The organism is Mangrovibacter phragmitis (assembly GCF_001655675.1).
GTDB lineage: Bacteria > Pseudomonadota > Gammaproteobacteria > Enterobacterales > Enterobacteriaceae > Mangrovibacter > Mangrovibacter phragmitis.
Genome location: NZ_LYRP01000002.1, coordinates 30,513 through 54,004 on the forward strand (window position 1 = coordinate 30,513; position 23,492 = coordinate 54,004).

Genomic DNA, 23,492 nt, shown 5'->3' on the forward strand with positions numbered 1-23,492 from the left:
ACATTGCACTCATGATAAAACATGCCGAACGTGACACCCGTGAACATATCCTGAATACAGGCGAGCAGTTGTGCCTGAAGAAAGGTTTTACGGGGATGGGGTTGAGTGAGCTTCTGAAAACCGCAGGTGTTCCCAAAGGCTCCTTCTACCACTATTTCCCGTCTAAAGAAGCCTTTGGTGTGTCAATGCTGGAGCGGTATTACGCACAATATGATAACCGCCTTGCCACACTCTTTGGTTGTGATTGCGGGGATGCGCCTGAGGTACGGGTAATTCGTTGGTTCGAGAACGCGGTAGAACAGTTCCGTCAGCAAACCCATATTACAGGCTGCCTTGCGGTAAAGCTCTCGGCGGAAGTCTGCGATTTATCAGAAGCAATGCGCGCCAGTATGGAAGCTGGCTCCTGTAAAGTGCAGGAACATCTGGCCAGGACGATTGAACAGGCAAAGCAGTCTGGTGCTGTCTCGCTTCACACTGAGAGTTATGCCCTGGCCCAGGTTCTTTATTCACTCTGGCTTGGTGCCAACCTGCAGGCGAAGACCGGGCGGTCTGTCGCTCCACTGGAAAATGCACTGGCCCATGTGAAGCAACTCTTTGCAAACAAACCCGATTAATTTTTGCTTCTCAACAAGACGACCGGTCTACTAAAGAGGTTTTATGTCTACAGATAAATTATTCACTCCACTGAAAGTGGGCGCAGTTACCTTATCTAACCGTGTACTGATGGCGCCACTTACTCGCCTGCGTAGCATTGAACCAGGGCAGGTGCCTACCGCACTGATGGCTGAGTATTACCGCCAGCGTGCATCTTCAGGTTTGATTATTTCTGAAGCGACTAACATTTCCCCACAAGCCCGGGGTTATGAAGGTGCGCCAGGTATTCACAGCGAAGCGCAGATTGCGGCATGGCATAAAATTACTGACAGCGTCCACCAGGAAAATGGCCATATTGCTGTTCAATTGTGGCACACAGGCCGTATTTCCCATTCATCCCTGCAACCAGAGGGTAAAGCTCCGGTTGCACCTTCTGCTATTCGTGCTGAAACTCGCACCACACTCAGAGATGAAAACGGACATGCAGTAAGGGTGGATACCACAGAACCACGGGCGCTAACAACAGAGGAAATTCCGGGAATAGTGGCGGACTTTCGCCAGGCGGTCGTTAATGCCAGAACAGCCGGTTTCGACCTGATTGAATTGCACAGTGCCCATGGCTATTTGCTGCACCAGTTTCTGTCTCCGGCTTCTAACCAGCGTACTGACCAGTATGGAGGCAGTATTGAAAACCGCACCCGGCTGGCCCTTGAAGTGGTTGATGCAGCCTGCGAAGCATGGTCAGCCGACCGTATTGGTATCCGCATCTCGCCTCTGGGGCCTTTTAATGGTCTGGATAATGGTGAAGACCAGGAAGAAGCAGCACTTTATTTTATTGAAGAGTTGAATAAACGTGGGCTGGCTTACCTGCATATTTCCGAACCCGACTGGGCAGGCGGCAAACCCTATAGCGATGCCTTCCGTCAGGCAGTGCGTGACCGCTTTAGCGGGGTTATCATTGGCGCCGGTGCTTACACACCTGAGAAAGCGCAGGCGCTTATCGAGCGCGGTTTAATTGATGCCGTCGCCTTTGGGCGTAGTTATATCTCCAACCCTGATCTGGTTGCTCGCCTCCAGCATAACGCCCCGCTCAATCCCCCGCGCCCGGAAACTTTTTACGGTGGCGATGCTCAGGGTTACACCGATTACCCCACGCTCTGACTCATTGCATTGATAGCGGCGCAGGTTCGCCGCTATACTTGATTCCCCTGTGTACCAACTGATGTAACACTAACGGAAGAGGAAAATTATGCGCTTACTCCACACTATGCTCCGCGTCGGGGATCTCCAGCGCTCTATTGCGTTTTATACTGAAGTTCTGGGTATGAAGCTCCTGCGTACCAGTGAAAATCCGGAATATAAATACTCCCTGGCATTTGTTGGCTATGGTCAGGAAAGCGATGAAGCGGTTATTGAACTGACCTGGAACTGGGGCGTTGACAGTTATGAAATGGGTACCGCTTTTGGTCATATCGCCATTAGCGTAGATGATGCCGCGCAGGCATGTGAGCGTATTCGCCAGAACGGCGGGAAAGTCACCCGTGAAGCAGGTCCGGTAAAAGGCGGTACAACTGTTATCGCATTTGTTGAAGATCCGGATGGTTATAAAATCGAGCTGATTGAAGCCAAAGATGCAGGCAAAGGCCTGGGCAACGCGTAATCACTCTCTGGCGGGCTTTTATGCCCGCCTTAGATTGATGAAAAAGAAGGGAAAAACGTGGTTTTCCCTTCTTTTTAGTTAGCAGCCGAAAATCAATGAATTGATTTTCCTGGTTTTTTATTAGGTGACATCCTTTCTTTCTGTGCGGACATGAGGTTTGTCATCAGACTCTGGCGGGCTTTTTATGCCCGCCTGCTGCATCCCCTCCTGAAATTTGCCATAATGCGCGCAGCTTTTACCGCAATAATGAGACGCTGATGTCGGAAAATGTTCAACTAAACGGTCTGAATGACCGCTTTCGTGGTTTTTATCCTGTTGTGATTGATGTTGAAACGGCTGGCTTTAACGCCCAGACGGACGCACTGCTGGAAATTGCCGCTGTCACGTTAAAAATGGATGAAGAAGGCTGGCTTTCAACTGACCAGACTCTGCATTTCCATGTCGAGCCGTTCGAGGGTGCCATTCTTAACCCGGAAGCACTGGCTTTCACAGGTATCGACCCTCACAACCCATTGCGCGGTGCGGTTACAGAGTATGAGGCGCTGCACGCTATTTTTAAAATGGTACGTAAGGGAATCAAGGAACAGGGGTGCTCGCGGGCTATCATCGTGGCGCACAATGCTAATTTTGATCACAGTTTTTTAATGGCGGCGGCAGAACGTAGCTCACTTAAACGCAACCCGTTTCACCCATTTGGTACATTTGATACCGCTGCACTCAGCGGCCTGGCGTTAGGCCAGACTGTGCTTGCTAAAGCCTGTCAGACTGCAGGCATCGCATTTGATAACGCTCAGGCGCACTCCGCCTTGTATGATACTGAACAAACAGCCCTACTGTTTTGTGAAATCGTGAATCGCTGGAAACGCCTCGGTGGCTGGCCTGTGGTACTGCCACAAGATACAGCAGAGAGCGGGCAGGTGTAACGTTCTCCAGACTCTGGCGACATTTCTCAGACTACGGGCATTAAAAAGGCGACATTGCGTCGCCTTTTTATTTGCGGGTAATTAATTACTCGCTCTGGCTGTCTTCGCGGTGGCGCTCTGCCGTTTCTTTAATCAGCGACTGCAACTCACCACGCTGGTACATTTCAATCACGATATCGCAACCGCCAACCAGTTCACCTTCTACCCACAATTGAGGGAATGTCGGCCAGTTAGCGTATTTCGGCAACTCGGCGCGGATATCCGGGTTTTGCAAAATATCAACATAAGCGAAGCGCTCACCACAAGCGGATAACGCCTGCACCGCTTGTGCGGAAAAGCCGCAACTTGGTAATTTAGGGGAGCCTTTCATATAAAGCAGGATTGGGTTTTCAGCTATCTGGCGCTGAATTTTTTCAATTGTAGAGCTCATTATCTTACTTCCTCAAAGCGGCAGGAAGGCATTGCTGGTCACAGTAAACAGGCCACAAAATCATGGTCTGCGCTGTCTTACCTGGCCGACAATACCGAAACCGTTAAACATGCTTTAAGGATAACAGTTTTCTCAAACAGAGAATACCCTGCGCCAGGTCAAACACTGGTCAGATAAACGTCATTTTGGTTATTTTTTTCGCGCATGAACACAAAAGCGCAAGGCAATATAAAAAGATTATTAACATTATCGTCTTATCTATATTAGAATCCTTTGGTTTAATCATTTTATGGCAGGCATGCAGCCTGCATTTTCAGGGGACTCAGACGAGTGGCGCGGATAAGCAAACTCTCTATTTCGTTCTGTGCACTGCTAATAACCTTGCCATGGACGCCTTCAACTCAGGCGTCGGAACATACCCGCCATTCGGCTTTGCAGAAGGCGCACCACAGCAATGTTATTCCCAAACACAGCAGCAAAAAAACCAGTACCCACAGCACCAAATCCACTAATCGTAAAACCCACAGTGTTTCGGCTTCTGCCAAAAAGCCAGTAATAAAAACCACCAGGCACACCACACATACAGCTAAAAATCATACCCGGGCCACGGTTCGTCAGGGCAGGTCTTCTCGCCTGGTGCGCAATGAAGTTCAAATGGAAACGGTGTGGACAGAGCAGTGCTCACGGGCACGCAAAGGCCATAAAAAACATTGTGTGAAGGTAAAAACAACACGTCCGTTAACAACCGCAGCACATAAGAAAGTGTTACGGGCCAAAACTGCAGCTATATCTACCCTAATGAATCAGATTGGCAAACCCTATCATTGGGGAGGCAGTTCCCCACGTACTGGGTTTGACTGCAGCGGTTTGGTCTACTATGCCTACAAAGATTTAGTTAAATTCCATATTCCGCGTACCGCCAATGAAATGTATCACCTGAGAGACGCAGCCCCTGTTGAGCGAGGGGAACTACAAAGTGGCGATTTAGTGTTCTTTCGTACTGAAGGCCGGGGTAGTGCAGACCACGTAGGCGTGTACATTGGGGGTGGAAAATTTATTCAGTCTCCGCGTAGTGGGCAGGACATCCAGATAACCTCCCTGAGTGAAGATTACTGGCAGCGCCATTATGTAGGTGCGCGCCGGGTAATGACGCCAAAAACCCTGCGATAAAATCTTGCCTGCTTTTTTGGAGCAGGCAAGGCATTCTTTTTATTCTAGTTTTATATTGGTAACATAAAGCCTTATAAAGTGTGTTATTTTTGTTAAGTACACAATAACAAGGAGTGAAGCAATGTCATTTGAATTACCTGCATTACCGTATGCAAAAGATGCGCTTGAACCGCACATTTCTGTGGAAACACTGGAATACCACTACGGTAAACATCATCAAACTTACGTGACCAACCTGAACAACCTGGTTAAAGGTACCCCTTTCGAAGGCAAGTCCCTTGAAGAGATCATCTGCTCTTCTGAAGGTGGTGTGTTCAATAATGCAGCTCAGGTCTGGAACCACACTTTCTACTGGAACTGTCTGGCACCTAACGCAGGTGGCGAACCGACTGGTGCAATTGCTGATGCCATCAATGCTGCTTTCGGTAGCTTTGCTGATTTTAAAGCAAAATTTAACGATGCCGCAGCTAAGAACTTTGGTTCTGGCTGGACCTGGCTGGTTAAACAGGCAGATGGTAGCCTGGCTATCGTTTCCACCTCTAACGCCGGTACACCGCTGACTGCAGGTGCGACACCGTTACTGACTGTTGATGTGTGGGAACACGCCTATTACATTGACTACCGTAATTCTCGCCCTAACTACCTGGAGCACTTCTGGGCTCTGGTAAACTGGGAATTTGTTGCGAAAAATCTCGCTGCATAATCGCGGTAACGATAAAAAAGCGAAGCTCGTGCTTCGCTTTTTTTTTGACCGAAAAAGTGTGAAATTAGTCAACTGTGTCACAAACACGGTTATCCACCTGGCGGTTAATTAATACCAGTAACAACCCTGTCGCGGCAACTACTGCGCCCATAACGGGTACCGTACTGTAACCCAGGCCTGCAGTTATTACCCCCCCACCAGCTGCAGCTCCCAGCGCATTCCCCAGATTAAAAGCGCCGATATTAACAGATGAAGCAAGGCCCGGAGCTTCACTGGCAACACGCATAACTCGCATCTGCAAAGGCGGAACCACACCAAATGTTGCAGCCCCCCAAACAATCATCATCAACGCGGCACCGGCATAGCTTTTACCCACCCAGGGCACCAGTGCCATACTGGTAATCAGTAGCACCAGGAAACCAATCAGCGTGCCTGTCACTGATTTATCCGCTAACCGCCCACTCCAATAATTCCCAATAGAAAAGCCAACACCGACAAGCACCAGCATGGCCGTGACAAACCCGGGTGTTGCGCCTGTAATAGTTTCAAGTACGGGAGCAATGTAGGTGTACAGCGTGAACATCGCGCCAGCACCCAGGACAGTTGTGAGCAGTGCTGCCAGTACCTGAGGTCGGACAAGAACCTTCAGTTCCTTCGCCACATCAGGCTTGTGGCCCTGAATGCCAGCCGGAATTGTCATAAACAAACTGAACATGGCTACCAGCCCCAGCGCACCAATCCCCAGGAAAGCCATACGCCAGCCAATATACTGTCCAAGCCAGGTTGCCGCCGGCACCCCACCGATATTGGCAATCGTCAGCCCCATAAACATCGTTGCGACAGCACTGGCCTGTTTATTCGCGGGGACAACACTGGCAGCCACCACAGCCCCCAGGCCAAAAAATGCCCCATGGTTCAGGCTGGTTATCACACGGGCAAACATCAACATGCCATAATCCGGAGCCACAGCAGAGAGCACATTACCCAAAGTAAAAATACTCATCAGAAAAACCAGGGCATTTCGCCGTGAATAACGCGACAACAACAGTGTCATCAAAGGGGCGCCAATCATTACCCCAACAGCATAGGCGCTAATCAGCATCCCGGCTGCGGGAATCGAAACATGCACACCTTCGGCAATAACAGGTAACAGCCCCATAGGTGAAAACTCAGTGGTACCAATCCCAAAAGCGCCTACTGCGAGAGCGAGTAATGGAAAATTGACTTTCATCACTACCTCAATTTTTAGCCAGCGCAAAGCAACGCAGGCACAGACAAAAAAGATGAAAACATGATGTCAGTCACACTTCATTTTGAAAAGTGGCAATAGTGATAATAGAGTTTTGCTAAACGGTAAAGAATCAGTGGGGCAGGAAGGGAGAAAAACGCAACAACCAGGCGATAGTGTATTAGTTGTCAGTAAGGCACAAAACTAACAACGCCACCGCCTGGGCAACGATAACTGTGTAAAAACAGTACAGGCCTTAATGCAGGATGGCAATCAGCGCCGTTGCAACAATCAGACCTAAGGTAATAACAGTCGTAGTCAGTGAATATCTCAATTCAGTTGGCATGATTAATTCCTTATTCCCTGTAAAAAGTGGGTGTAGATCATTTTTACACAGTTTGGCCGTAAAATCCTTAAAGATTTAGTTTGATATGTGCTTTAGCACTTCCACTTTTACTCAATATAAGACAAAATCGCACGCTGACTTATTACGTACCGGCCACTATCCCCTCCTTTTCGTTTTATGTCGCAATCCCGGCATGCTGGCAACCCAATTCGTTGCTTACAGGGATAAGCCCAGGCAAACGTTTAACCAATTATATTTCAGGAGTTTAGGGTATGGTCTGGAGTGACATCAAATGGCAACTATAAAAGACGTCGCGAAACGCGCAAACGTTTCCACTACAACCGTATCACACGTTATTAACAAAACGCGTTTTGTTGCGGAAGACACCCGTAATGCGGTGTGGGCAGCAATTAAAGAACTGCACTATTCACCCAGCGCGGTAGCACGCAGCCTGAAAGTGAACCACACAAAATCTATTGGTCTGCTTTCCACGAGCAGTGAGGCCCCCTATTTTGCTGAAATTATTGAAGCGGTTGAGAACAGCTGTTTTGCCAAAGGCTACACACTGATTCTCGGCAATGCGCACAATAATTTTGAAAAGCAGCGAGCCTACCTGTCAATGATGGCGCAAAAGCGCGTTGATGGCCTGCTGGTTATGTGTTCAGAATATCCCCAGGAACTGCTGTCTATGCTGGAAGAGTACCGCCATATTCCGATGGTGGTTATGGACTGGGGTGAAGCACGGGCAGATTTTACCGACTCTGTCATTGATAACGCCTTCGAAGGCGGTTACATGGCTGGCCGGTATTTAATTGAGCGTGGACACCGGGAAATTGGCGTGATATCAGGTCAACTGGAACGCAACACCGGCTCAGGACGGCTTTCCGGCTTCATGAAAGCAATGAGCGAAGCCGGTATCAATGTCCCTGAGTCATGGGTTGTCCACGGCGATTTCGAACCCGAGTCTGGCTACAACGCTATGCAGCAAATCCTTACCTGTCCGCAACGCCCAACAGCTGTGTTTTGTGGCGGAGATATAATGGCGATGGGGGCTATCTGTGCTGCCGATGAAATGGGGCTGCGTGTGCCGCAGGATATCTCGATTATTGGTTACGATAACGTGCGCAACGCGCGTTACTTTACCCCGGCACTGACCACGGTTCACCAGCCCAAAGATTCTCTCGGCGAGACGGCTTTTAATATGCTGCTCGACAGAATTATCAATAAGCGCGAAGAGTCTCAGACTATTGAGGTTCATCCCCGCCTTATTGAACGTCGTTCTGTTGCTGATGGCCCGTTCATGGATTATCGCCGTTAATCATCCTGCGGGAGTTGACCCGGCTCCCGCAACCACTCACTGTTCAGAGTGCCGCTATCTCCCAGATAATCCAGCACCCACTGTAAAGCCGGCGAGGCATCACTTTGCCGCCATGTCAGGCAACAGGCAGAATCGGGGTAAGGATTTTCAAGCCGCAGACTCACCCATTCACCGCGTTCAATAAATGGCTGTGCCATGTGCGCCGGCACCATGCCGATACCGATGCCCTCACTCAGGCAGGCAAAACCACACTGCCAGTCGGGTACCACTATCCGACGCTGATTACTGAGTTGCCAGGTTATCCTTTTAGGCAGTTCACGCGAGGTATCTTCCAGAACCAGAGATGGCCACTGGCGAAGTACGTCATCGCCAATAAAACCTGTCATCTGCGCAAGCGGGTGCGATGCAGCGACCACACAACGCCATGCCATGCTCCCCATATCACGAAAGCCGTACCGCCCACCGACAGGCACAGCCTGTGTCGCGCCAATCGCCAGTTCGACCCGCCCATCTGCCAGCGCATCCCACACACCGTTGAACACTTCCGGCCGTACATGCAACTCCACATCCTGGAATTGATGATAAAAATCCTGCACCAACTGACGGGTTCTTGCCGGACGAACAATGGTGTCGACCGCAATAGCCAGTGAACCACGCCAGCCATTCGCTATCTGCTGGCACTGCAGGCGTGTTTCATGCATTTTTTTGATAACACTGCGACCTTCCTGTAAAAAACACCGGCCAGCGGCAGTCAGTTCTACATCTTTATGGCGGCGTTCAAACAGTTCGACCGACAGCCAGGATTCCAGTTGTCGCACTGTATAACTGATTGCCGAAGGTACACGGTGTAACTCCTGGGCAGCGCCGCTAAAACTGCCATTGCGAGCGACGGCATCCACCACTTCAAGTGCATATTCTGACCACATAACCTGCCTGCAAAAATTTTGAAAGGAATAAGCAAATTTTAGCGTTTCACAAAGATGGATGCACTTTTTACACTCACGCCACGAATTTTGTTATATCAGGATTGACCATGAGTACCTCCCGTCTCTTTATTACCTGGCTTGCAGGGCTAAGCATGCTGGGCTTTCTGGCAACCGATATGTACCTGCCAGCGTTTAGTGCCATTCAGGTCTCACTGGGGGCTCCCCCGTCTGCCATCAGTGCCAGTTTGAGTGTGTTTCTCGCCGGTTTCGCTCTGGCCCAGTTAATTTGGGGCCCACTCTCAGACCATTTTGGTCGCCGCCCTGTTTTGTTGACCGGGCTGGTGATTTTTGCACTGAGTTGTGCCGGGATTTTTTTCGTCACTTCACCAACAGCATTTCTGGTTTTGCGGTTTATGCAGGCCGTTGGGGTATGTTGCGCAACAGTAAGTTGGCAGGCACTGGTTACTGACCGTTTCTCCGGGCAACAGGCTAATCGCGTCTTTGCCACCATTATGCCTTTGGTTGCGCTTTCCCCGGCACTGGCTCCTCTTGCCGGTAGCTGGATACTGCGCCATTTTACCTGGCAGGCAATATTCGCCTGTCTGTTATTCATTACACTTCTGCTGATTTTACCCCTCAGGCATTACACCAGTGCACAACGCCCACAACGTACAGCGCATTCTCAACCCACCCTTTACTCCTCTTTGTTGCGTCATCAAGGGTACTGCGGCAATGTCATCATATATGCGGCCTGCTCAGCCAGTTTTTTTGCCTGGCTCACAGGTTCCCCCTTTATTCTTCACCAAATGGGGTTCGGGCCTGAGGCAATAGGACTGAGCTATGTACCACAAACACTGGCTTTTTTGCTGGGCGGTTTTGGTTGCCGTAGTGCACTGAAAAAGTGGCAAGGGCGGCAAATGTTACCCTGGATGCTGGGGATATTTACCGTGAGTGTTGCCACTGTTTTTGGTGTGTCACTGACCACATCGCCTTCTTTGGTCAGCCTGTTGGTACCCTTCTGCCTGATGGCGCTGGCAAACGGTGCAATTTATCCTGTTGTCGTGGCACAGGCCCTGCAGCCGTTTCCTCAGGCTGCCGGGCGGGCAGCCGCATTACAAAACACGCTGCAACTGGGGCTTTGTTTTCTGGCAAGCCTGCTGGTTTCCATGATGGTATCCACACCGCTGATTGCCACAACCAGCATTATGTTAAGCACCCTGGTTCCTGCCTGGGTAGGCTACCAGTTACAGGCAATAGCCGTTGCCAAAAACCCTCATCCCGTCCGCTCCACACGTTAGCGATAATGTCATTTTTTTGTAATTAGCTTGCTAACAATTTTCTATTGAATCACATTGTTACGCGGCATATACTGATATGAGGCTCGGGATACCGGGCCTGCATTCTTTCTTTCGGGGGCCCCGACTCCCGTTTTCAGATGGCCTGTCATCAGGCGACCACCTGCTTTTATATCGCGTCCGGTTCCGGGCTTATGTTTTTTTTGCTGTGAGACAACTCACAATGTCAAATTAGCGACTACGCTTTTTTAGTGTCTGCTCACAGTCAGGTGATGGAGAAACTATGAGTTCATCGTGTATAGAAGAAACCGCGATAAAAGATAATGAATGGTTCCGCATTGTCAGTGAATTGCTGTCACATGCGGGTGTCGCGATAAATGGTAATAGTCCTGCGGACATCCAGGTAAAAAATCCTGATTTTTTTAAACGCATATTGCAGCAAGGTTCTTTGGGATTAGGTGAGAGTTATATGGACGGCTGGTGGGATTGCGACCGTCTTGACCTGTTTTTCACTAAAGTGCTCAGAAATGGTCTGGAAAACCAACTCCCCCATCATTTTAAAGATACGTTGCGTATTCTGTCCGCCCGCCTGTTTAATCTGCAAAACCGTAAACGAGCCTGGATTGTTGGTAAAGAGCATTACGACCTGGGTAATGACCTCTTCACCAGAATGCTCGATCCTTTTATGCAATATTCCTGTGGCTACTGGAAAAAAGCCACTGACCTGGAAACTGCACAACAGGATAAACTGAGAATGATCTGCGAAAAACTGCAGCTCAAGCCGGGAATGACCTTGCTGGATATTGGTTGCGGCTGGGGTGGGCTTGCGGCATTTGCAGCAAAAAATTACGGTGTGTCGGTATACGGTGTAACAATTTCAGCTGAACAGCAAAAACTTGCACAGGCGCGTTGTGAAGGGCTGGATGTCACAATATTGCTGCAAGACTACCGTGATCTGGCCATGCAGTTTGATCGCATTGTTTCTGTAGGCATGTTTGAGCATGTCGGCCCCAAAAATTATGAGACTTACTTTGCTGTTGTCAATCGGTGTCTGAAGCCTGAAGGGATCTTCCTGCTGCATACCATTGGTTCAAACAAAACAGACAACAATGTTGACCCATGGATAAATAAATACATTTTCCCCAACGGTTGTCTGCCATCAGTAAAACATATCGCTCAGGCCAGCGAGCCTTATTTTGTTATGGAAGACTGGCACAATTTCGGCTCAGATTACGACAAAACGCTGATGGCATGGTACCAGCGGTTTTTGGCGTGCTGGCCAGAAATAGCAGATAATTATTCGGAACGGTTTAAGCGGATGTTTACTTATTATCTGAACGCCTGTGCAGGTGCATTTCGTGCACGAGACATTCAATTGTGGCAGGTTGTCTTTAGCCGCGGCATTGAAAATGGCCTTCGTGTTCCGCGCTGAATAAAGGTTCCTGATGTAAAAAAACCACCCGCAACCCGCAGGTGGTTTTTTTATTTGAACCTGGCGTTATTCGCCTGTACAAGGCTCAACAGGCGCGCTAAACCTGCGCAAGGATACCCGACTCAGCCCTGCTTTTCTGCCAGTGCCTGGCTCAGGCTGGCGGCAGTGGCGTCCCGGGTTGCCAGTACGCGCTCAACAGTATCTACAATCGCCTGCGTCTGTGGGTCGATTTCAATATTTACGCGTTGCCCCAGTTTACGCGTACCCAGCGTAGTGCGTTGCAATGTTTCCGGAATTAAATGTACGCAAAAGCGGGTGGCAGTCACTTCGCCGACTGTCAGACTGATACCATCAATACCGATGTAGCCTTTATGCAGAATGTACTTCATCAGGGAAGCATCCTGGATTTTAAACCAAATCTGGCGGTTATTTTCAGAGGTGATGATTTTCGCCACTTCAGCGGTAGTCATAATATGGCCGGACATTAAATGCCCACCAATTTCATCACTGAATTTTGCCGCACGCTCGACATTGACCAGCGAGCCTGGCGTAATGTCACCAAGATTGGTGATACGCAGTGTCTCTTTCATTAAATCAAAACTGACGCGATTGGCGTCTATTCCCGTTACTGTCAGGCAACAACCGTTATGTGCGACTGAAGCTCCCTCTTCCAGACCGGGCAGCATAGCGTCCGGCAGCTCTACAACGTGTGTACGAAAGTTTTCTTTTTCATCAATAGCCACTACGGTGGCTATTCCCTGCACAATACCCGTAAACATATTCTCTCCTGCAGCGGTTTCACCCCGCCTGAATTTTACAAAATAAGAAGCACAATAACAGGTGCCCCTGGTGCATGCCAGCTAACCATTAATGGCACTATTTTTTTCACTGGCGTAATAGTAAACTCCCGCTACAATAGTCTGGCAATTTCCTCAGTTTCATCCCCCTGCTGCCAGGTGAGGCGGCATGTAATTCTTTCCTAAAACAAAAAGATATAGGTGTATTCGTGCAGAAGTATCTAACAGAAGCGCGTCAGTTATTAGCACTGGCTATTCCGGTTATTCTTGCGCAAATCGCCCAAACTGCAATGGGCTTTGTGGATACCGTAATGGCCGGGGGCTACAGTGCCACGGATATGGCAGCCGTTGCGATAGGGACTTCAATCTGGTTCCCCGCAATTCTGTTTGGACATGGGCTGTTACTGGCATTGACGCCGGTTGTTGCGCAACTAAATGGTTCCGGTCGCCGTGACAAGGTAGCGACCCAGGTACGCCAGGGGTTCTGGCTGGCGGGTATTGTTTCCGTGTTGATAATGGCCGTGTTGTGGAACGCAGGCTATATCATCCATGCCATGAAAGATATTGATCCGGCGATGGCGGATAAATCAGTTGGTTATTTGCACGCCTTACTCTGGGGGGCTCCTGGCTACCTCTTTTTCCAGGTCGTGCGTAACCAGTGTGAGGGGCTGGCAAAAACTAAACCTGGCATGGTAATGGGGTTTATTGGGCTACTGGTCAACATTCCGGTTAACTATTTGTTCATTTATGGGCATTTCGGTTTCCCTGAACTGGGCGGTGTGGGCTGTGGCGTCGCCACCGCGATGGTGTTCTGGGTGATGTTCGGATGTATGTTATGGTGGTCGCATCGGGCACGCAGCCTGCGCGATATTTATGCGGTGGAGATTTCTCCCGGCCCGGACTGGAAATTGATATGGCGCCTGGTGCAACTCGGCCTGCCTATTGCCCTGGCCTTGTTCTTCGAAGTGACATTATTTGCCGTAGTGGCTTTGCTGGTTGCGCCTCTGGGTATTGTTAATGTGGCAGGCCACCAGATTGCCCTGAATTTCAGCTCACTGATGTTTGTATTACCCATGTCTCTTGGCGCAGCTGTCACGATTCGGGTCGGTTTTCGCCTTGGGGAAGGCTCCACACCCGCAGCTAAAATTTCCGCATTATCCGGGCTGCTGCTTGGTGTTTGTATGGCAGCTGTTACCGCGGTGTTTACCGTCAGTTTCCGGTATCACATTGCCACGCTGTATAACGAAAACCCTGCCGTTGTGGCACTGGCGGCACATCTTATGTTGCTGGCTGCAATATACCAGATTTCGGATTCAATACAGGTTATTGGCAGCGGGATACTGCGTGGTTACAAAGATACCCGCTCCATCTTCTACATTACTTTTATTGCCTACTGGGTTATTGGCCTGCCGTCGGGCTACCTGCTGGCACTCACAGATATTATCGTTGCACCGATGGGGCCAGCAGGCTTCTGGACCGGGTTTATCCTGGGGTTAACGTCCGCCGCCATATTAATGATGATACGGATGCGCTTCCTGCAAAAACAACCCGCTGAGCGCATTCTGCACCGGGCAGCTCACTAATCAAACAGCCACCCTGTGCTGGTGGCTGTTTTTGCATCGTTCTGCACACTTGTCCAGCAATTGCGTGAATGGAAAAAGAAAATTGTTATTTTTCTCTTGTCACCAAACGGCACTGCCGTTAATATGCGTCCCGCTGTAAGGCACTGTGATGCGTTCATAGCTCAGTTGGTTAGAGCACCACCTTGACATGGTGGGGGTCGTTGGTTCGAGTCCAATTGAACGCACCATTCTTACTTTTGTGCGTCCGTAGCTCAGTTGGTTAGAGCACCACCTTGACATGGTGGGGGTCGGTGGTTCGAGTCCACTCGGACGCACCATTCTAAATAATACTCTTCGTCAGTTCTGTATTTTCTCCCAGTTGATTCACCTCTTCAGTCGCACATATTGTTTGTACTCTCCGTGTTTTTTCTGGCTGGTGACAAGACATCTTTTTTGTTAAAAGAAGTAAGAAATGCCCATTTCAGGCAAGTAAATGTATAAAACAGCTATTTTGAATACTTTTTCTGTCAGTGATACAGATCATGGTTCTTCAGCCCTCTTGTTGTGCACCTTTCAGCCTGCTTCCCCCTTTCTTCTCATAGCGCATAAAACAAAACTAACCTGATGATAACAAATCATTGTAACTGTGCCTGAATTCCCTATGAAACACCGTTTTTATTTTCATTCTTCTGGGATTTAGGATTATAATAGCGGCTATCATTGGTTTTGAATGGTTTCAGCAAATTGGACAGTTTCTTTCTGCAAAATTGCCCTTACTCGCCTCCACAGCCTGAAACTCAAGCACACTTAATTCTGCACGCTTTTCTTTCGTCACCTATCCTTAACTTTCGGGTGGTGTCGCAACACTGTAATTCTGATTTCCGCTCTGGCTGCTATCAACCGGCGGCTGGAGAACAATTCCTCAACCTTCTCAACTTACAGATAAGATTGTCATGAAAAAGACCAAAATCGTTTGTACTATCGGCCCAAAAACCGAATCTGAAGAAATGCTGACTAAAATGCTCGAAGCGGGCATGAATGTGATGCGTTTGAACTTCTCTCACGGAGATTACGAAGAACACGGTCAGCGCATCAAAAACCTGCGTAATGTCGTGGCAAAAACCGGTAAGCACGCAGCAATCCTGCTGGATACCAAAGGCCCTGAAATCCGCACCATGAAACTGGAAGGCGGCAATGATGTTTCTCTGAAAGCGGGCCAGACTTTCACGTTTACTACTGACAAGACTGTGGTTGGTAACAGCGAAATGGTTGCTGTGACTTATGAAGGCCTTACGACTGACCTGTCTGTGGGTAATACCGTTCTGGTTGACGATGGCCTGATTGGTATGGAAGTAACCGCCATCGAAGGCAACCGTGTTGTGTGTAACGTACTGAACAACGGTGACCTGGGTGAAAACAAAGGGGTTAACCTGCCTGGTGTTTCCATCGCACTGCCAGCACTTGCTGAAAAAGATAAACAGGACCTGATCTTTGGTTGCGAGCAAGGCGTTGACTTCGTTGCAGCATCTTTTATTCGTAAACGTTCCGACGTTGAAGAAATTCGTGCCCACCTGCAAGCTCATGGTGGTGACAACATTCAGATAATCTCCAAAATTGAAAACCAGGAAGGCCTGAACAATTTTGACGATATCCTTGATGCATCTGACGGCATTATGGTTGCCCGTGGCGACCTGGGTGTAGAGATCCCGGTAGAAGAAGTTATTTTCGCTCAGAAAATGATGATCGAAAAATGTATCCGCGCACGCAAAGTGGTTATCACTGCAACGCAAATGCTGGACTCTATGATCAAGAACCCGCGTCCTACTCGCGCAGAAGCGGGTGACGTGGCTAACGCAATCCTTGATGGCACTGATGCCGTTATGCTGTCTGGCGAATCCGCCAAAGGCAAATACCCACTGGAAGCCGTTTCTATCATGGCAACTATTTGCGAACGCACTGACCGTGTGATGAGCAGCCGCCTTGATGATAACCACGACAGCCGTAAACTGCGTATCACCGAAGCTGTTTGCCGTGGTGCGGTGGAAACGGCTGAGAAACTGGATGCCCCTCTGATTGTTGTCGCAACGCAGGGTGGCAAGTCCGCTAAATCGGTTCGTAAATACTTCCCGAATGCAACCATTCTGGCGCTGACAACTAACCCGCAGACTGCTCGCCAGTTGGTACTCAGCAAAGGTGTTATTGCTCAGCAGGTCACTGAAATTGCCTCTACTGACGATTTCTACCGCCAGGGTAAAGAAGCAGCACTGGCCAGCGGCTTAGCACGTAAAGGCGATGTTGTGGTTATGGTTTCTGGTGCTCTGGTACCAAGCGGTACTACCAACACCGCTTCTGTACATGTACTTTAAATTTATTTTACGCAGTTTATGCTTTGTTAAAGGCGCCTCTGGCGCCTTTTTTTATTTTTCCAGTACACTTTTAAAAAAAATACCGATAGGCCTTTACTATTTAAATTCCGTTAATGGAAGTTTAATCCGATGAAAAGAACAGAATTAATCGCGAATTTTTAACTGGAAGTGTACATTCGATGCTTCTTTGAGCGAACGATCAAAAATAGGTGTATTCCCATCAAAAAAATATTCTCATACTAAAAAAGTTTGTGTAATACTTGTAGCGCTACATGGAGATTAACTCAATCTAGAGGGTATTTATAATGAATCGTACTAAACTGGTACTGGGCGCGGTAATCCTGGGTTCTACTCTGCTGGCTGGTTGCTCCAGCAATGCTAAAATCGATCAGCTGTCTTCTGACGTTCAGACTCTGAACGCTAAAGTTGACCAGCTGAGCAACGACGTGAACGCAATGCGTTCCGACGTTCAGGCTGCTAAAGATGACGCAGCTCGCGCTAACCAGCGTCTGGACAACATGGCTCACTCTTACCGTAAGTAAGAGCCCGTGTGATGAAAATGCCGCACTTTGTGCGGCATTTTTATTTGTAATCAGTCTTTCTTCTTCTGCCCGTTGTGTCCCCCTGAGTGTCCCCCACTACGTTTACCAGCTCCATACCACAGGCAGTAAACACAACGATTCCTGATACTGCTCCCGGCCTTTGAAATCTAAGATTCCTCTTACTCCGGGACTGACAAACTTTTCCGGCCCCATTTTTCGGACAGGAATACCGATTTTTCACTGTCAATATTTACAGCAGTTATTTTTGCATAAAACTTTTGTATTAATATAGAGTTGGTTTTGTTGTTACCGGTTATCTGAGTTATTTAAAAAAGTTTTAGCGCCAGGCGTGCTACCTAATTTTTGGTAATAAAAAATCAGAACCATGACAATTTTTAGAATTAAGACTGTTCTGTATTTAAATTTTTATTAAGGCAAGTAAACACTAAACACTGTTGTTGGTAGTTACATTAACTGCCCGGCTTTTCTTTTTATGGTACGTATCATAGCTTCCAGCCCCTGGGTTCGGGATGGTGTAAGTTGGCGAGCCATATCCAGCCGCTCAAACCAGGGACGAACATCCAATGCCACCACCGCTTCTGGCGTCAACCCCTGGTACAGGGAAAAAACGATAGCCAGCAGTCCCTTAACTAAAGCGGCATCACTGTCGCCCCTAAAACGGACCAGTCCCTCTTCGGTAACACCCAGAACAAGCCATACCTGGCTCTGGCAGCCTTCAACCAGGTTATCTTTACAGTGTAAATCTGCGGGCAAAGTATCCAGTCTTTGCCCCAGTTCAATCATGTACAGGTACCTTTCTTCACGGTTGGCGCAACGGGAAAAATTTTTAACCAGTTTGTCTTTGTCAGGTAATACAGCCACTCAACGCCTCCATTGGCACTTCTTGCTCAGCCCAGCAATTGCTGAATACGGTGCAGGGATGTAACCAGCTCATCCACTTCTTCACATGTGTTATACAGCGCAAACGATGCCCGGCACATTGCCGGTACCTGGTAATGCGACATCAGCGGCATGGCACAGTGGTGCCCGGTACGCACGGCAATACCGTAGCTATCCAGAAAACTGCCAACATCGTAAGCATGGTGCTGCCCCAAATTGAATGCAATGACCCCTTCCCGTTCAGCCGGCCCGTAGATGCGCAGGTCTGGCACCGTTCGCAGCATTTCCATGGCATAGTGGATGAGCTCAGTCTCCCAGTCATGAATAGCGTCCATACCCAGGTGGGTGACATACTCTATTGCCGCACCCAGGCCAATAATTCCGGTAATATTGGGCGTTCCAGCTTCAAAGCGCCACGGCGAACGGGCATACCGTGTCCCCTCCGTAAGGCTGACCGATTCAATCATTGCCCCACCACCAGACCAGGGCGGCATAGATTCCAGAATATCAGCCCGCCCATATAACACCCCGGTGCCCGATGGCCCGTACAACTTATGGCCGGAGAATACATAAAAATCACACCCCATCGACAGAACATCTACCGGGCCATGGACTGCACCCTGTGCGCCATCAACCAGTACCGTCACTCCCGCCTGCTTTGCTTTAGCTATCAGTGTTTCAAGTGGTGCAATGGTGCCCAGTACATTTGAAACCTGAGCAACAGCCAGCAGGCGCGTTCTGCTGTCGATGAGTGTGTCCAGCGCATCAATCTGGAGGGTTCCATCACTATTAAGAGGAATTACGCGCACAGAGGCGCCTGTGCGCTCACACAGCATTTGCCAGGGCACGATATTGGCGTGATGTTCCATCTCACTAATAATGATATTGTCGCCAGTACTGACATGCTGGTTGCCCCAGCTGTTTGCCACAAGGTTAATCCCTTCTGTTGTTCCGCTGGTGAATACAATTTCACTGGCGCTCTGAGCGTGGATGAAATCGGCCACCTGCTGGCGTACAGCCTCAACGCGCGACGTGGCCTCTGCGCTAAGGGTATGTATGCCCCGATGTACTGCCGCATAGTGGTGCTGCTCAAAGTCGGACTGGGTTTCGATAACAAATAGTGGTTTCTGTGCGCTTGCCGCACTGTCGAGATACACCAGCGGTTTATCATTCACCATCTGTGCCAGTACAGGAAAATCAGACCGCGCCTGTGCTATTTTCTCATTCATCATTGCCTCTCTTCCGGCAGCCGCAACCCAATGCGCTCAAGAACAACGCCACGCAATGATTCATCAGCGATGGCATCGGTCAGTTCCGCAGCAAACGCATAAATAATCATGCGCCGGGCTGCAGACTGGCTTATTCCCCGTGTTTGCAGATAAAACAATTGCTCGTTATCTATGCGCCCGACCGTGGCTCCATGGCTGCATTTCACATCATCGGCATAAATTTCTAATTGTGGTTTGGTATCCACCTCAGCCAGACGGCCAAGTAACAAATTGTTATTGGTCATTTGCCCGTCGGTTTTGATGGCATGTGGCGCTACCGTTATCTGCCCGTTAAACACCGCACGCGCAGTATCCTGCACAATTGTTTTATGCAATTGCCGGCTGTTGCCATAGCCCTTGTTATGGGCAAGCCAGGTCCGGGAGTCACACACTTCACGTCCCACTGGTAATGCCAGGCTGTTTATCCGCACTGTGGCATTCTCACCGTCGATACGCCCACTGGTGTGATGGCGTACCAGCTGGCCGCCTAACAAGTAGCTATTGCTGAACACACGACAATCCTGGTTCACCCAGAGGTCATTATGGGAGAAGTGGTAAGCCCGTGGGTTTTCAAACCCCAGTTTAACGTGGTGCAATTCGCTGTTTTCACCGGCAACGATGCTCAGACGCGCCCCCGTGAAATGCGCCTGGGTATGTTGACTGGCATAGTATTCAATTACCGTAGCCTTGCTGTTGCTCCCCAGCGTAAGGTGACAACGCGTATGGCTAAATGGCAGAGCGTCATGGTCATTGCCGCTACTCATACTGATATTCATCAGCACCAGTGGTTTATCAGTTACCCGTTCTGGCGGCACTTCTATGTGCAAAACACCCGGGGCCATGCTTTCTGTCAGGTGCAGGAAAATCTCTTGCTGTATTGCGTCCGGTACACTACCCGGATGGTTTTGCCACTGTACCCTGAAGCCACAGGCTGTTGGGTCGTCACTTAACTCCGGCGAATAGCGGCCATTCACCAGCACCACACACACGGCATCCATGGGTAATGCCAGCCCGTCACGGACATCACGCCCAGGCAGAGTTGTTTGTGGCGGCACGAACACATAACGTGATAGCGCATCCAGTGAGGTGTATTTCCAGTTTTCCTGTTTGCGGTCTGGTAACCCTTCCCGCAATAACTGCTGCATATGCGCCTGTGCTTCACCGTTTTTACTGTTATCACTGGCGGCGAATAAATGGTGCCATTGTTGCAGTGGATTATTTCCCTTCGCTAAGCCAGCCATAACCCTGCTCCTCCAGTTGTTTTACCAGACTGAAATCACCCGATTTGACGATGCGTCCCTGGTAGAGCACATGCACTTTATCCGGCTTGATGTAATCCAGAATCCGTTGGTAATGGGTAACAATAATGAAGGCGCGTTGCCCGTCACGCAGCGCGTTAACACCTGCCGCGACAATTTTCAGTGCATCAATATCCAGCCCCGAGTCAGTCTCATCGAGGATGCATAAACTGGGTGAAAGAACTGCCATTTGCAAAATATCGTTACGTTTTTTCTCGCCCCCGGAAAAACCGACATTTACCGGGCGAGTGAGCAAATCTTCCGGCATGCCCAGTTGCTGAATTTTTTCTTCCAGTAAATCCTGGAAATCAAAACGATCCAGCTTCTCCAGCCCCCGGTATTCTCTGACAGCGTTCAGCGCAGTTTGCAGGAAGAACTGGTTACTCACTCCCGGGATCTCAACCGGGTACTGGAAAGCCATAAAGACCCCTTCACCAGCGCGCTCTTCCGGTGACAGAGCTAATAAGTCTTTTCCTTTAAACAGGACACTTCCCTCAGTAACTTCATAATCCTCACGCCCGGCGAGAGTGGCTGACAAGGTACTCTTGCCTGAACCATTCGGCCCCATAATGGCATGGACTTCCCCTGGACTGATGGACAAACTCAGCCCTTGCAGAATCGCTTTCCCTTCTGCGCTCACATGGAGATCTTTAATTTGCAACATACTTTATTCCTTACCTTTGAGTTTTAGCCAACGCTGTGTTCAAGGCTGATAGCCAGTAATTTTTGTGCTTCGACGGCAAACTCGAGAGGCAACTCGGAGAACACATCCTTACAAAAACCATTCACAATCATTGAGATAGCATCATCTTCGCTAATTCCTCTTTGCAGGCAATAAAACAACTGGTCTTCACCAATACGTGACGTAGTGGCTTCATGCTCCAGTTGCGCACTGTTATTGCGGCACTCCACATAAGGGAAGGTATGTGCGCCACAATCAGGGCCAATTAGCATGGAGTCGCATTGGGTGTAATTACGGGCGTTAGTGGCTGTTGGCATAATTTTCACCAGACCACGGTAGCTATTCTGGCTCCGCCCGGCGGAAATCCCTTTTGAAATAATGGTCGAACGGGTATTTTTCCCGATATGGATCATTTTGGTGCCAGTATCCGCCTGTTGGTGGCCGCTGGTCAGAGCCACCGAGAAAAATTCACCAATGGCATTGTCGCCTTTAAGAATACAACTGGGATATTTCCAGGTAATTGCTGAGCCCGTTTCTGACTGGGTCCATGACATTTTGCTGTTTTGGCCTTCGCACAGCGCACGCTTGGTAACAAAATTCAGGATGCCACCGGTATTGTTGCCCCCGGGGAACCAGTTTTGTACCGTGGAGTACTTCACTTCGGCGTCTTTGAGAATAATGACTTCCACTACAGCCGCATGCAGCTGGTAACTTTCGCGAACCGGCGCTGAGCAACCTTCGATGTAACTCACATAACTGCCTTCATCGGCAACCAGTATGGTTCGTTCAAACTGCCCGGTCTTTTCCGCATTAATGCGAAAATAGGTGGAGAGTTCCATTGGGCAACGCACACCTTTGGGTATGTATATAAATGTGCCATCGGAAGCGACTGCCGCATTGAGTGCCGCAAAGAAGTTATCATTGGCCGGAACCACCGTTCCCAGGTACTGTTTCACCAGTTCCGGGTGGTGCGCGATGGCATCGCCAAAAGAGCAGAAGATAATACCCTGCTCTGCCAGCGTTTCACGGTAAGTGGTGGCGACAGATACCGAGTCAAAGATGGCGTCAACCGCCACTGACTGGCCTTCCCGTACCGGAACACCCAACTGGTTAAACGCAGCTTCAACTTCCTCTGTTAGGAAATTCTCCCCACTGGCCTGCTGAACAGCACCAGGTTCGGAGGCACAGCTATCATCGCAGTGCCCGCAAGAAGGTGCTGAGTAATAACTGAAATCCTGGTAATTCAGTTTGTCATAATGGGCTTTGAGCCAGTGCGGCTCTTTCATTTTCTGCCAGGCACGAAAGGCATTCAGTCGAAAATCCAGCATCCAGTCGGGTTCATTACGCCGTGCTGAAATCGCCCTGACCACCTCTTCGCTCAGGCCTTTGCCCAGTTCATCAGTTGGCAACTGTGTGAAAAATCCCTCCTTGTAATTGAGTTTTCCTTGCCAATAGCCTGTTGCTTGTGTGTCTCGTGCCATAATTACTCCGCTTCAACCCCAAAGCTTTCACCACATCCACATTCATGCTGTGCTTTGGGGTTGTGAAATTTAAACACCTGATTCAGGCCTTCACGCACATAATCCACATGAGTACCATCGATGACAGGCAGCGCTGCCAGTTCAACCCAGAGCCTGGCCTGGCCGTGCTCGCACAACAGACAGTCTGGTGGTGGCTCCGTTACCCCGGACAGTACATAAGCAAAACCCGCACAGCCCGACACTTTGATACCAAGCCGCACTCCCTGAAGGCCGGGAGTCACTTCAACTAAGTGCACTATCTGTTGCGCAGCCGCATCTGTCAGTGTTATGCCCTGCCAGTTCATTTCGGCGGGGTCAAATAAACCGGAGTCTGTTGCCATGTATCACCTCAACCTATGTTTAGCTTGTAAAGCTAATGTTAATGATACGTATTATCGATTCAACCCTGAGATACCAAGGGTATTGCCGGATTATGATTTTTTGCTACCTGTTAATAAGCATAGACGCTCAAAAAACGTGCTACCTGTTGTCGGTTACGTTTTTTAATTAATTGATACTCAAGTTTTTATTG

23 protein-coding genes and 2 tRNA genes are annotated in these 23,492 nt (G+C 49.3%); 14 read left to right on the top strand and 11 right to left on the bottom strand.

Annotated features, from left to right (window positions below):
* Positions 1–11 precede the first annotated feature (11 nt).
* The 4 genes from A9B99_RS05870 to rnt all read left to right on the top strand — a co-directional run bounded on the left by A9B99_RS05870 (position 12) and on the right by rnt (position 3,177).
* Positions 12–614, top strand: coding sequence for a TetR/AcrR family transcriptional regulator (locus tag A9B99_RS05870; RefSeq protein WP_064595812.1), 603 nt, complete (start codon positions 12–14; stop codon positions 612–614).
* Between the two features lie 43 nt (positions 615–657).
* Entirely contained in the window at positions 658–1,755 is a 1,098-nt protein-coding gene (nemA, locus tag A9B99_RS05875) for an alkene reductase (protein ID WP_064595620.1), read from the top strand.
* A gap of 88 nt (positions 1,756–1,843) precedes the next feature.
* A complete protein-coding gene (gene gloA, locus A9B99_RS05880; protein ID WP_036108645.1) occupies positions 1,844–2,254 on the top strand; it encodes a lactoylglutathione lyase in 411 nt (136 codons plus the stop codon).
* 257 nt (positions 2,255–2,511) lie between these two features.
* Positions 2,512–3,177 (top strand): ribonuclease T, encoded by a 666-nt coding sequence (rnt, locus tag A9B99_RS05885; RefSeq protein ID WP_064595623.1) that lies wholly within the window; start codon positions 2,512–2,514, stop codon positions 3,175–3,177.
* A gap of 85 nt (positions 3,178–3,262) precedes the next feature.
* Here rnt and A9B99_RS05890 read toward each other — a convergent pair whose 3' ends face one another.
* Positions 3,263–3,607, bottom strand: a complete 345-nt coding sequence (locus A9B99_RS05890; protein WP_064595625.1) for a Grx4 family monothiol glutaredoxin — start codon at positions 3,605–3,607, stop codon at positions 3,263–3,265.
* Positions 3,608–3,937: 330 nt separating this feature from the next.
* Here A9B99_RS05890 and A9B99_RS05895 point away from each other — a divergent pair, with 330 nt between their 5' ends.
* Positions 3,938–4,777: a C40 family peptidase gene (locus A9B99_RS05895; RefSeq protein ID WP_064595627.1), complete on the top strand. Its 840-nt coding sequence runs from the start codon at positions 3,938–3,940 to the stop codon at positions 4,775–4,777.
* A 121-nt stretch (positions 4,778–4,898) separates the two neighbouring features.
* On the top strand, positions 4,899–5,480 hold the full coding sequence (gene sodB / locus A9B99_RS05900; RefSeq protein WP_036108636.1) for a superoxide dismutase [Fe]: 582 nt from the start codon (positions 4,899–4,901) through the stop codon (positions 5,478–5,480).
* Between the two features lie 64 nt (positions 5,481–5,544).
* Here sodB and A9B99_RS05905 read toward each other — a convergent pair whose 3' ends face one another.
* Together A9B99_RS05905 and cydH are read right to left on the bottom strand one after the other, a co-directional pair.
* Positions 5,545–6,711 carry an MFS transporter gene (locus A9B99_RS05905; protein WP_064595629.1) on the bottom strand — a complete coding sequence of 389 codons (1,167 nt, stop codon included), beginning with the start codon at positions 6,709–6,711 and terminating at the stop codon, positions 5,545–5,547.
* Between the two features lie 253 nt (positions 6,712–6,964).
* Positions 6,965–7,054, bottom strand: a complete 90-nt coding sequence (gene cydH, locus A9B99_RS23780) for a cytochrome bd-I oxidase subunit CydH (RefSeq protein ID WP_036108633.1) — start codon at positions 7,052–7,054, stop codon at positions 6,965–6,967.
* A 292-nt stretch (positions 7,055–7,346) separates the two neighbouring features.
* On the opposite strand from cydH, the gene purR reads away from it, so the two are divergent.
* On the top strand, positions 7,347–8,372 hold the full coding sequence (gene purR, locus A9B99_RS05910; RefSeq protein ID WP_064595630.1) for an HTH-type transcriptional repressor PurR: 1,026 nt from the start codon (positions 7,347–7,349) through the stop codon (positions 8,370–8,372).
* Here purR and punR read toward each other — a convergent pair.
* Entirely contained in the window at positions 8,369–9,298 is a 930-nt protein-coding gene (punR, locus tag A9B99_RS05915; protein ID WP_064595632.1) for a DNA-binding transcriptional activator PunR, read from the bottom strand. The genes purR and punR overlap by 4 nt on opposite strands.
* Positions 9,299–9,405: 107 nt before the next feature.
* Here punR and punC point away from each other — a divergent pair, with 107 nt between their 5' ends.
* Together punC and cfa are read left to right on the top strand one after the other, a co-directional pair.
* Entirely contained in the window at positions 9,406–10,596 is a 1,191-nt protein-coding gene (gene punC / locus A9B99_RS05920) for a purine nucleoside transporter PunC (protein WP_064595634.1), read from the top strand.
* 280 nt (positions 10,597–10,876) lie between these two features.
* Positions 10,877–12,025 carry a cyclopropane fatty acyl phospholipid synthase gene (gene cfa / locus A9B99_RS05925; protein ID WP_064595636.1) on the top strand — a complete coding sequence of 383 codons (1,149 nt, stop codon included), beginning with the start codon at positions 10,877–10,879 and terminating at the stop codon, positions 12,023–12,025.
* 122 nt (positions 12,026–12,147) lie between these two features.
* Here the strand turns inward: cfa and A9B99_RS05930 are convergent, their stop codons facing one another.
* On the bottom strand, positions 12,148–12,804 hold the full coding sequence (locus tag A9B99_RS05930) for a riboflavin synthase (RefSeq protein ID WP_064595638.1): 657 nt from the start codon (positions 12,802–12,804) through the stop codon (positions 12,148–12,150).
* A 227-nt stretch (positions 12,805–13,031) separates the two neighbouring features.
* On the opposite strand from A9B99_RS05930, the gene mdtK reads away from it, so the two are divergent.
* The 5 genes from mdtK (at position 13,032) to lpp (ending at position 17,292) form a co-directional block, all read left to right on the top strand.
* Positions 13,032–14,405, top strand: a complete 1,374-nt coding sequence (gene mdtK, locus A9B99_RS05935) for an MdtK family multidrug efflux MATE transporter (RefSeq protein WP_064595640.1) — start codon at positions 13,032–13,034, stop codon at positions 14,403–14,405.
* A gap of 150 nt (positions 14,406–14,555) precedes the next feature.
* Positions 14,556–14,632: transfer RNA gene (locus A9B99_RS05940), tRNA-Val, on the top strand.
* Positions 14,633–14,645: 13 nt separating this feature from the next.
* A tRNA-Val gene (locus tag A9B99_RS05945) sits at positions 14,646–14,722 on the top strand.
* Positions 14,723–15,337: 615 nt separating this feature from the next.
* On the top strand, positions 15,338–16,750 hold the full coding sequence (gene pykF, locus A9B99_RS05950; RefSeq protein ID WP_064595642.1) for a pyruvate kinase PykF: 1,413 nt from the start codon (positions 15,338–15,340) through the stop codon (positions 16,748–16,750).
* Between the two features lie 305 nt (positions 16,751–17,055).
* Positions 17,056–17,292 carry a murein lipoprotein Lpp gene (gene lpp, locus A9B99_RS05955; RefSeq protein ID WP_036108615.1) on the top strand — a complete coding sequence of 79 codons (237 nt, stop codon included), beginning with the start codon at positions 17,056–17,058 and terminating at the stop codon, positions 17,290–17,292.
* A gap of 465 nt (positions 17,293–17,757) precedes the next feature.
* Here the strand turns inward: lpp and sufE are convergent, their stop codons facing one another.
* The 6 genes from sufE to sufA are packed head-to-tail and all read right to left on the bottom strand — an operon-like array spanning position 17,758 to position 23,301.
* Positions 17,758–18,174 (bottom strand): cysteine desulfuration protein SufE, encoded by a 417-nt coding sequence (sufE, locus tag A9B99_RS05960; RefSeq protein ID WP_064595643.1) that lies wholly within the window; start codon positions 18,172–18,174, stop codon positions 17,758–17,760.
* A gap of 26 nt (positions 18,175–18,200) precedes the next feature.
* Positions 18,201–19,421 (bottom strand): cysteine desulfurase SufS, encoded by a 1,221-nt coding sequence (sufS, locus tag A9B99_RS05965; protein WP_064595814.1) that lies wholly within the window; start codon positions 19,419–19,421, stop codon positions 18,201–18,203.
* On the bottom strand, positions 19,421–20,701 hold the full coding sequence (sufD, locus tag A9B99_RS05970; protein ID WP_064595645.1) for a Fe-S cluster assembly protein SufD: 1,281 nt from the start codon (positions 20,699–20,701) through the stop codon (positions 19,421–19,423). The genes sufS and sufD overlap by 1 nt, the downstream gene beginning before the upstream one ends.
* Positions 20,676–21,422, bottom strand: a complete 747-nt coding sequence (gene sufC / locus A9B99_RS05975) for a Fe-S cluster assembly ATPase SufC (RefSeq protein ID WP_064595647.1) — start codon at positions 21,420–21,422, stop codon at positions 20,676–20,678. The genes sufD and sufC overlap by 26 nt, the downstream gene beginning before the upstream one ends.
* A gap of 23 nt (positions 21,423–21,445) precedes the next feature.
* Complete coding sequence (gene sufB / locus A9B99_RS05980; RefSeq protein WP_064595649.1) at positions 21,446–22,921, bottom strand: Fe-S cluster assembly protein SufB; 1,476 nt, start codon at positions 22,919–22,921, stop codon at positions 21,446–21,448.
* Positions 22,922–22,923: 2 nt separating this feature from the next.
* Entirely contained in the window at positions 22,924–23,301 is a 378-nt protein-coding gene (gene sufA, locus A9B99_RS05985) for a Fe-S cluster assembly scaffold SufA (protein WP_064595650.1), read from the bottom strand.
* Between the last annotated feature and the right edge of the window lie 191 nt (positions 23,302–23,492).

Coding starts and splice junctions, on each gene's coding strand:
- A9B99_RS05930 (WP_064595638.1), bottom strand. CDS start 12,804: ATGTTTACGGGTATTGTGCAGGGAATAGCCACCGTAGTGGCTATTGAT.
- gloA (WP_036108645.1), top strand. CDS start 1,844: ATGCGCTTACTCCACACTATGCTCCGCGTCGGGGATCTCCAGCGCTCT.
- sodB (WP_036108636.1), top strand. CDS start 4,899: ATGTCATTTGAATTACCTGCATTACCGTATGCAAAAGATGCGCTTGAA.
- sufS (WP_064595814.1), bottom strand. CDS start 19,421: ATGAATGAGAAAATAGCACAGGCGCGGTCTGATTTTCCTGTACTGGCA.
- punR (WP_064595632.1), bottom strand. CDS start 9,298: ATGTGGTCAGAATATGCACTTGAAGTGGTGGATGCCGTCGCTCGCAAT.
- sufD (WP_064595645.1), bottom strand. CDS start 20,701: ATGGCTGGCTTAGCGAAGGGAAATAATCCACTGCAACAATGGCACCAT.
- rnt (WP_064595623.1), top strand. CDS start 2,512: ATGTCGGAAAATGTTCAACTAAACGGTCTGAATGACCGCTTTCGTGGT.
- cfa (WP_064595636.1), top strand. CDS start 10,877: ATGAGTTCATCGTGTATAGAAGAAACCGCGATAAAAGATAATGAATGG.
- A9B99_RS05905 (WP_064595629.1), bottom strand. CDS start 6,711: ATGAAAGTCAATTTTCCATTACTCGCTCTCGCAGTAGGCGCTTTTGGG.
- sufC (WP_064595647.1), bottom strand. CDS start 21,422: ATGTTGCAAATTAAAGATCTCCATGTGAGCGCAGAAGGGAAAGCGATT.
- A9B99_RS05890 (WP_064595625.1), bottom strand. CDS start 3,607: ATGAGCTCTACAATTGAAAAAATTCAGCGCCAGATAGCTGAAAACCCA.
- sufB (WP_064595649.1), bottom strand. CDS start 22,921: ATGGCACGAGACACACAAGCAACAGGCTATTGGCAAGGAAAACTCAAT.
- purR (WP_064595630.1), top strand. CDS start 7,347: ATGGCAACTATAAAAGACGTCGCGAAACGCGCAAACGTTTCCACTACA.
- nemA (WP_064595620.1), top strand. CDS start 658: ATGTCTACAGATAAATTATTCACTCCACTGAAAGTGGGCGCAGTTACC.
- pykF (WP_064595642.1), top strand. CDS start 15,338: ATGAAAAAGACCAAAATCGTTTGTACTATCGGCCCAAAAACCGAATCT.
- lpp (WP_036108615.1), top strand. CDS start 17,056: ATGAATCGTACTAAACTGGTACTGGGCGCGGTAATCCTGGGTTCTACT.
- cydH (WP_036108633.1), bottom strand. CDS start 7,054: ATGCCAACTGAATTGAGATATTCACTGACTACGACTGTTATTACCTTA.
- sufA (WP_064595650.1), bottom strand. CDS start 23,301: ATGGCAACAGACTCCGGTTTATTTGACCCCGCCGAAATGAACTGGCAG.
- A9B99_RS05870 (WP_064595812.1), top strand. CDS start 12: ATGATAAAACATGCCGAACGTGACACCCGTGAACATATCCTGAATACA.
- punC (WP_064595634.1), top strand. CDS start 9,406: ATGAGTACCTCCCGTCTCTTTATTACCTGGCTTGCAGGGCTAAGCATG.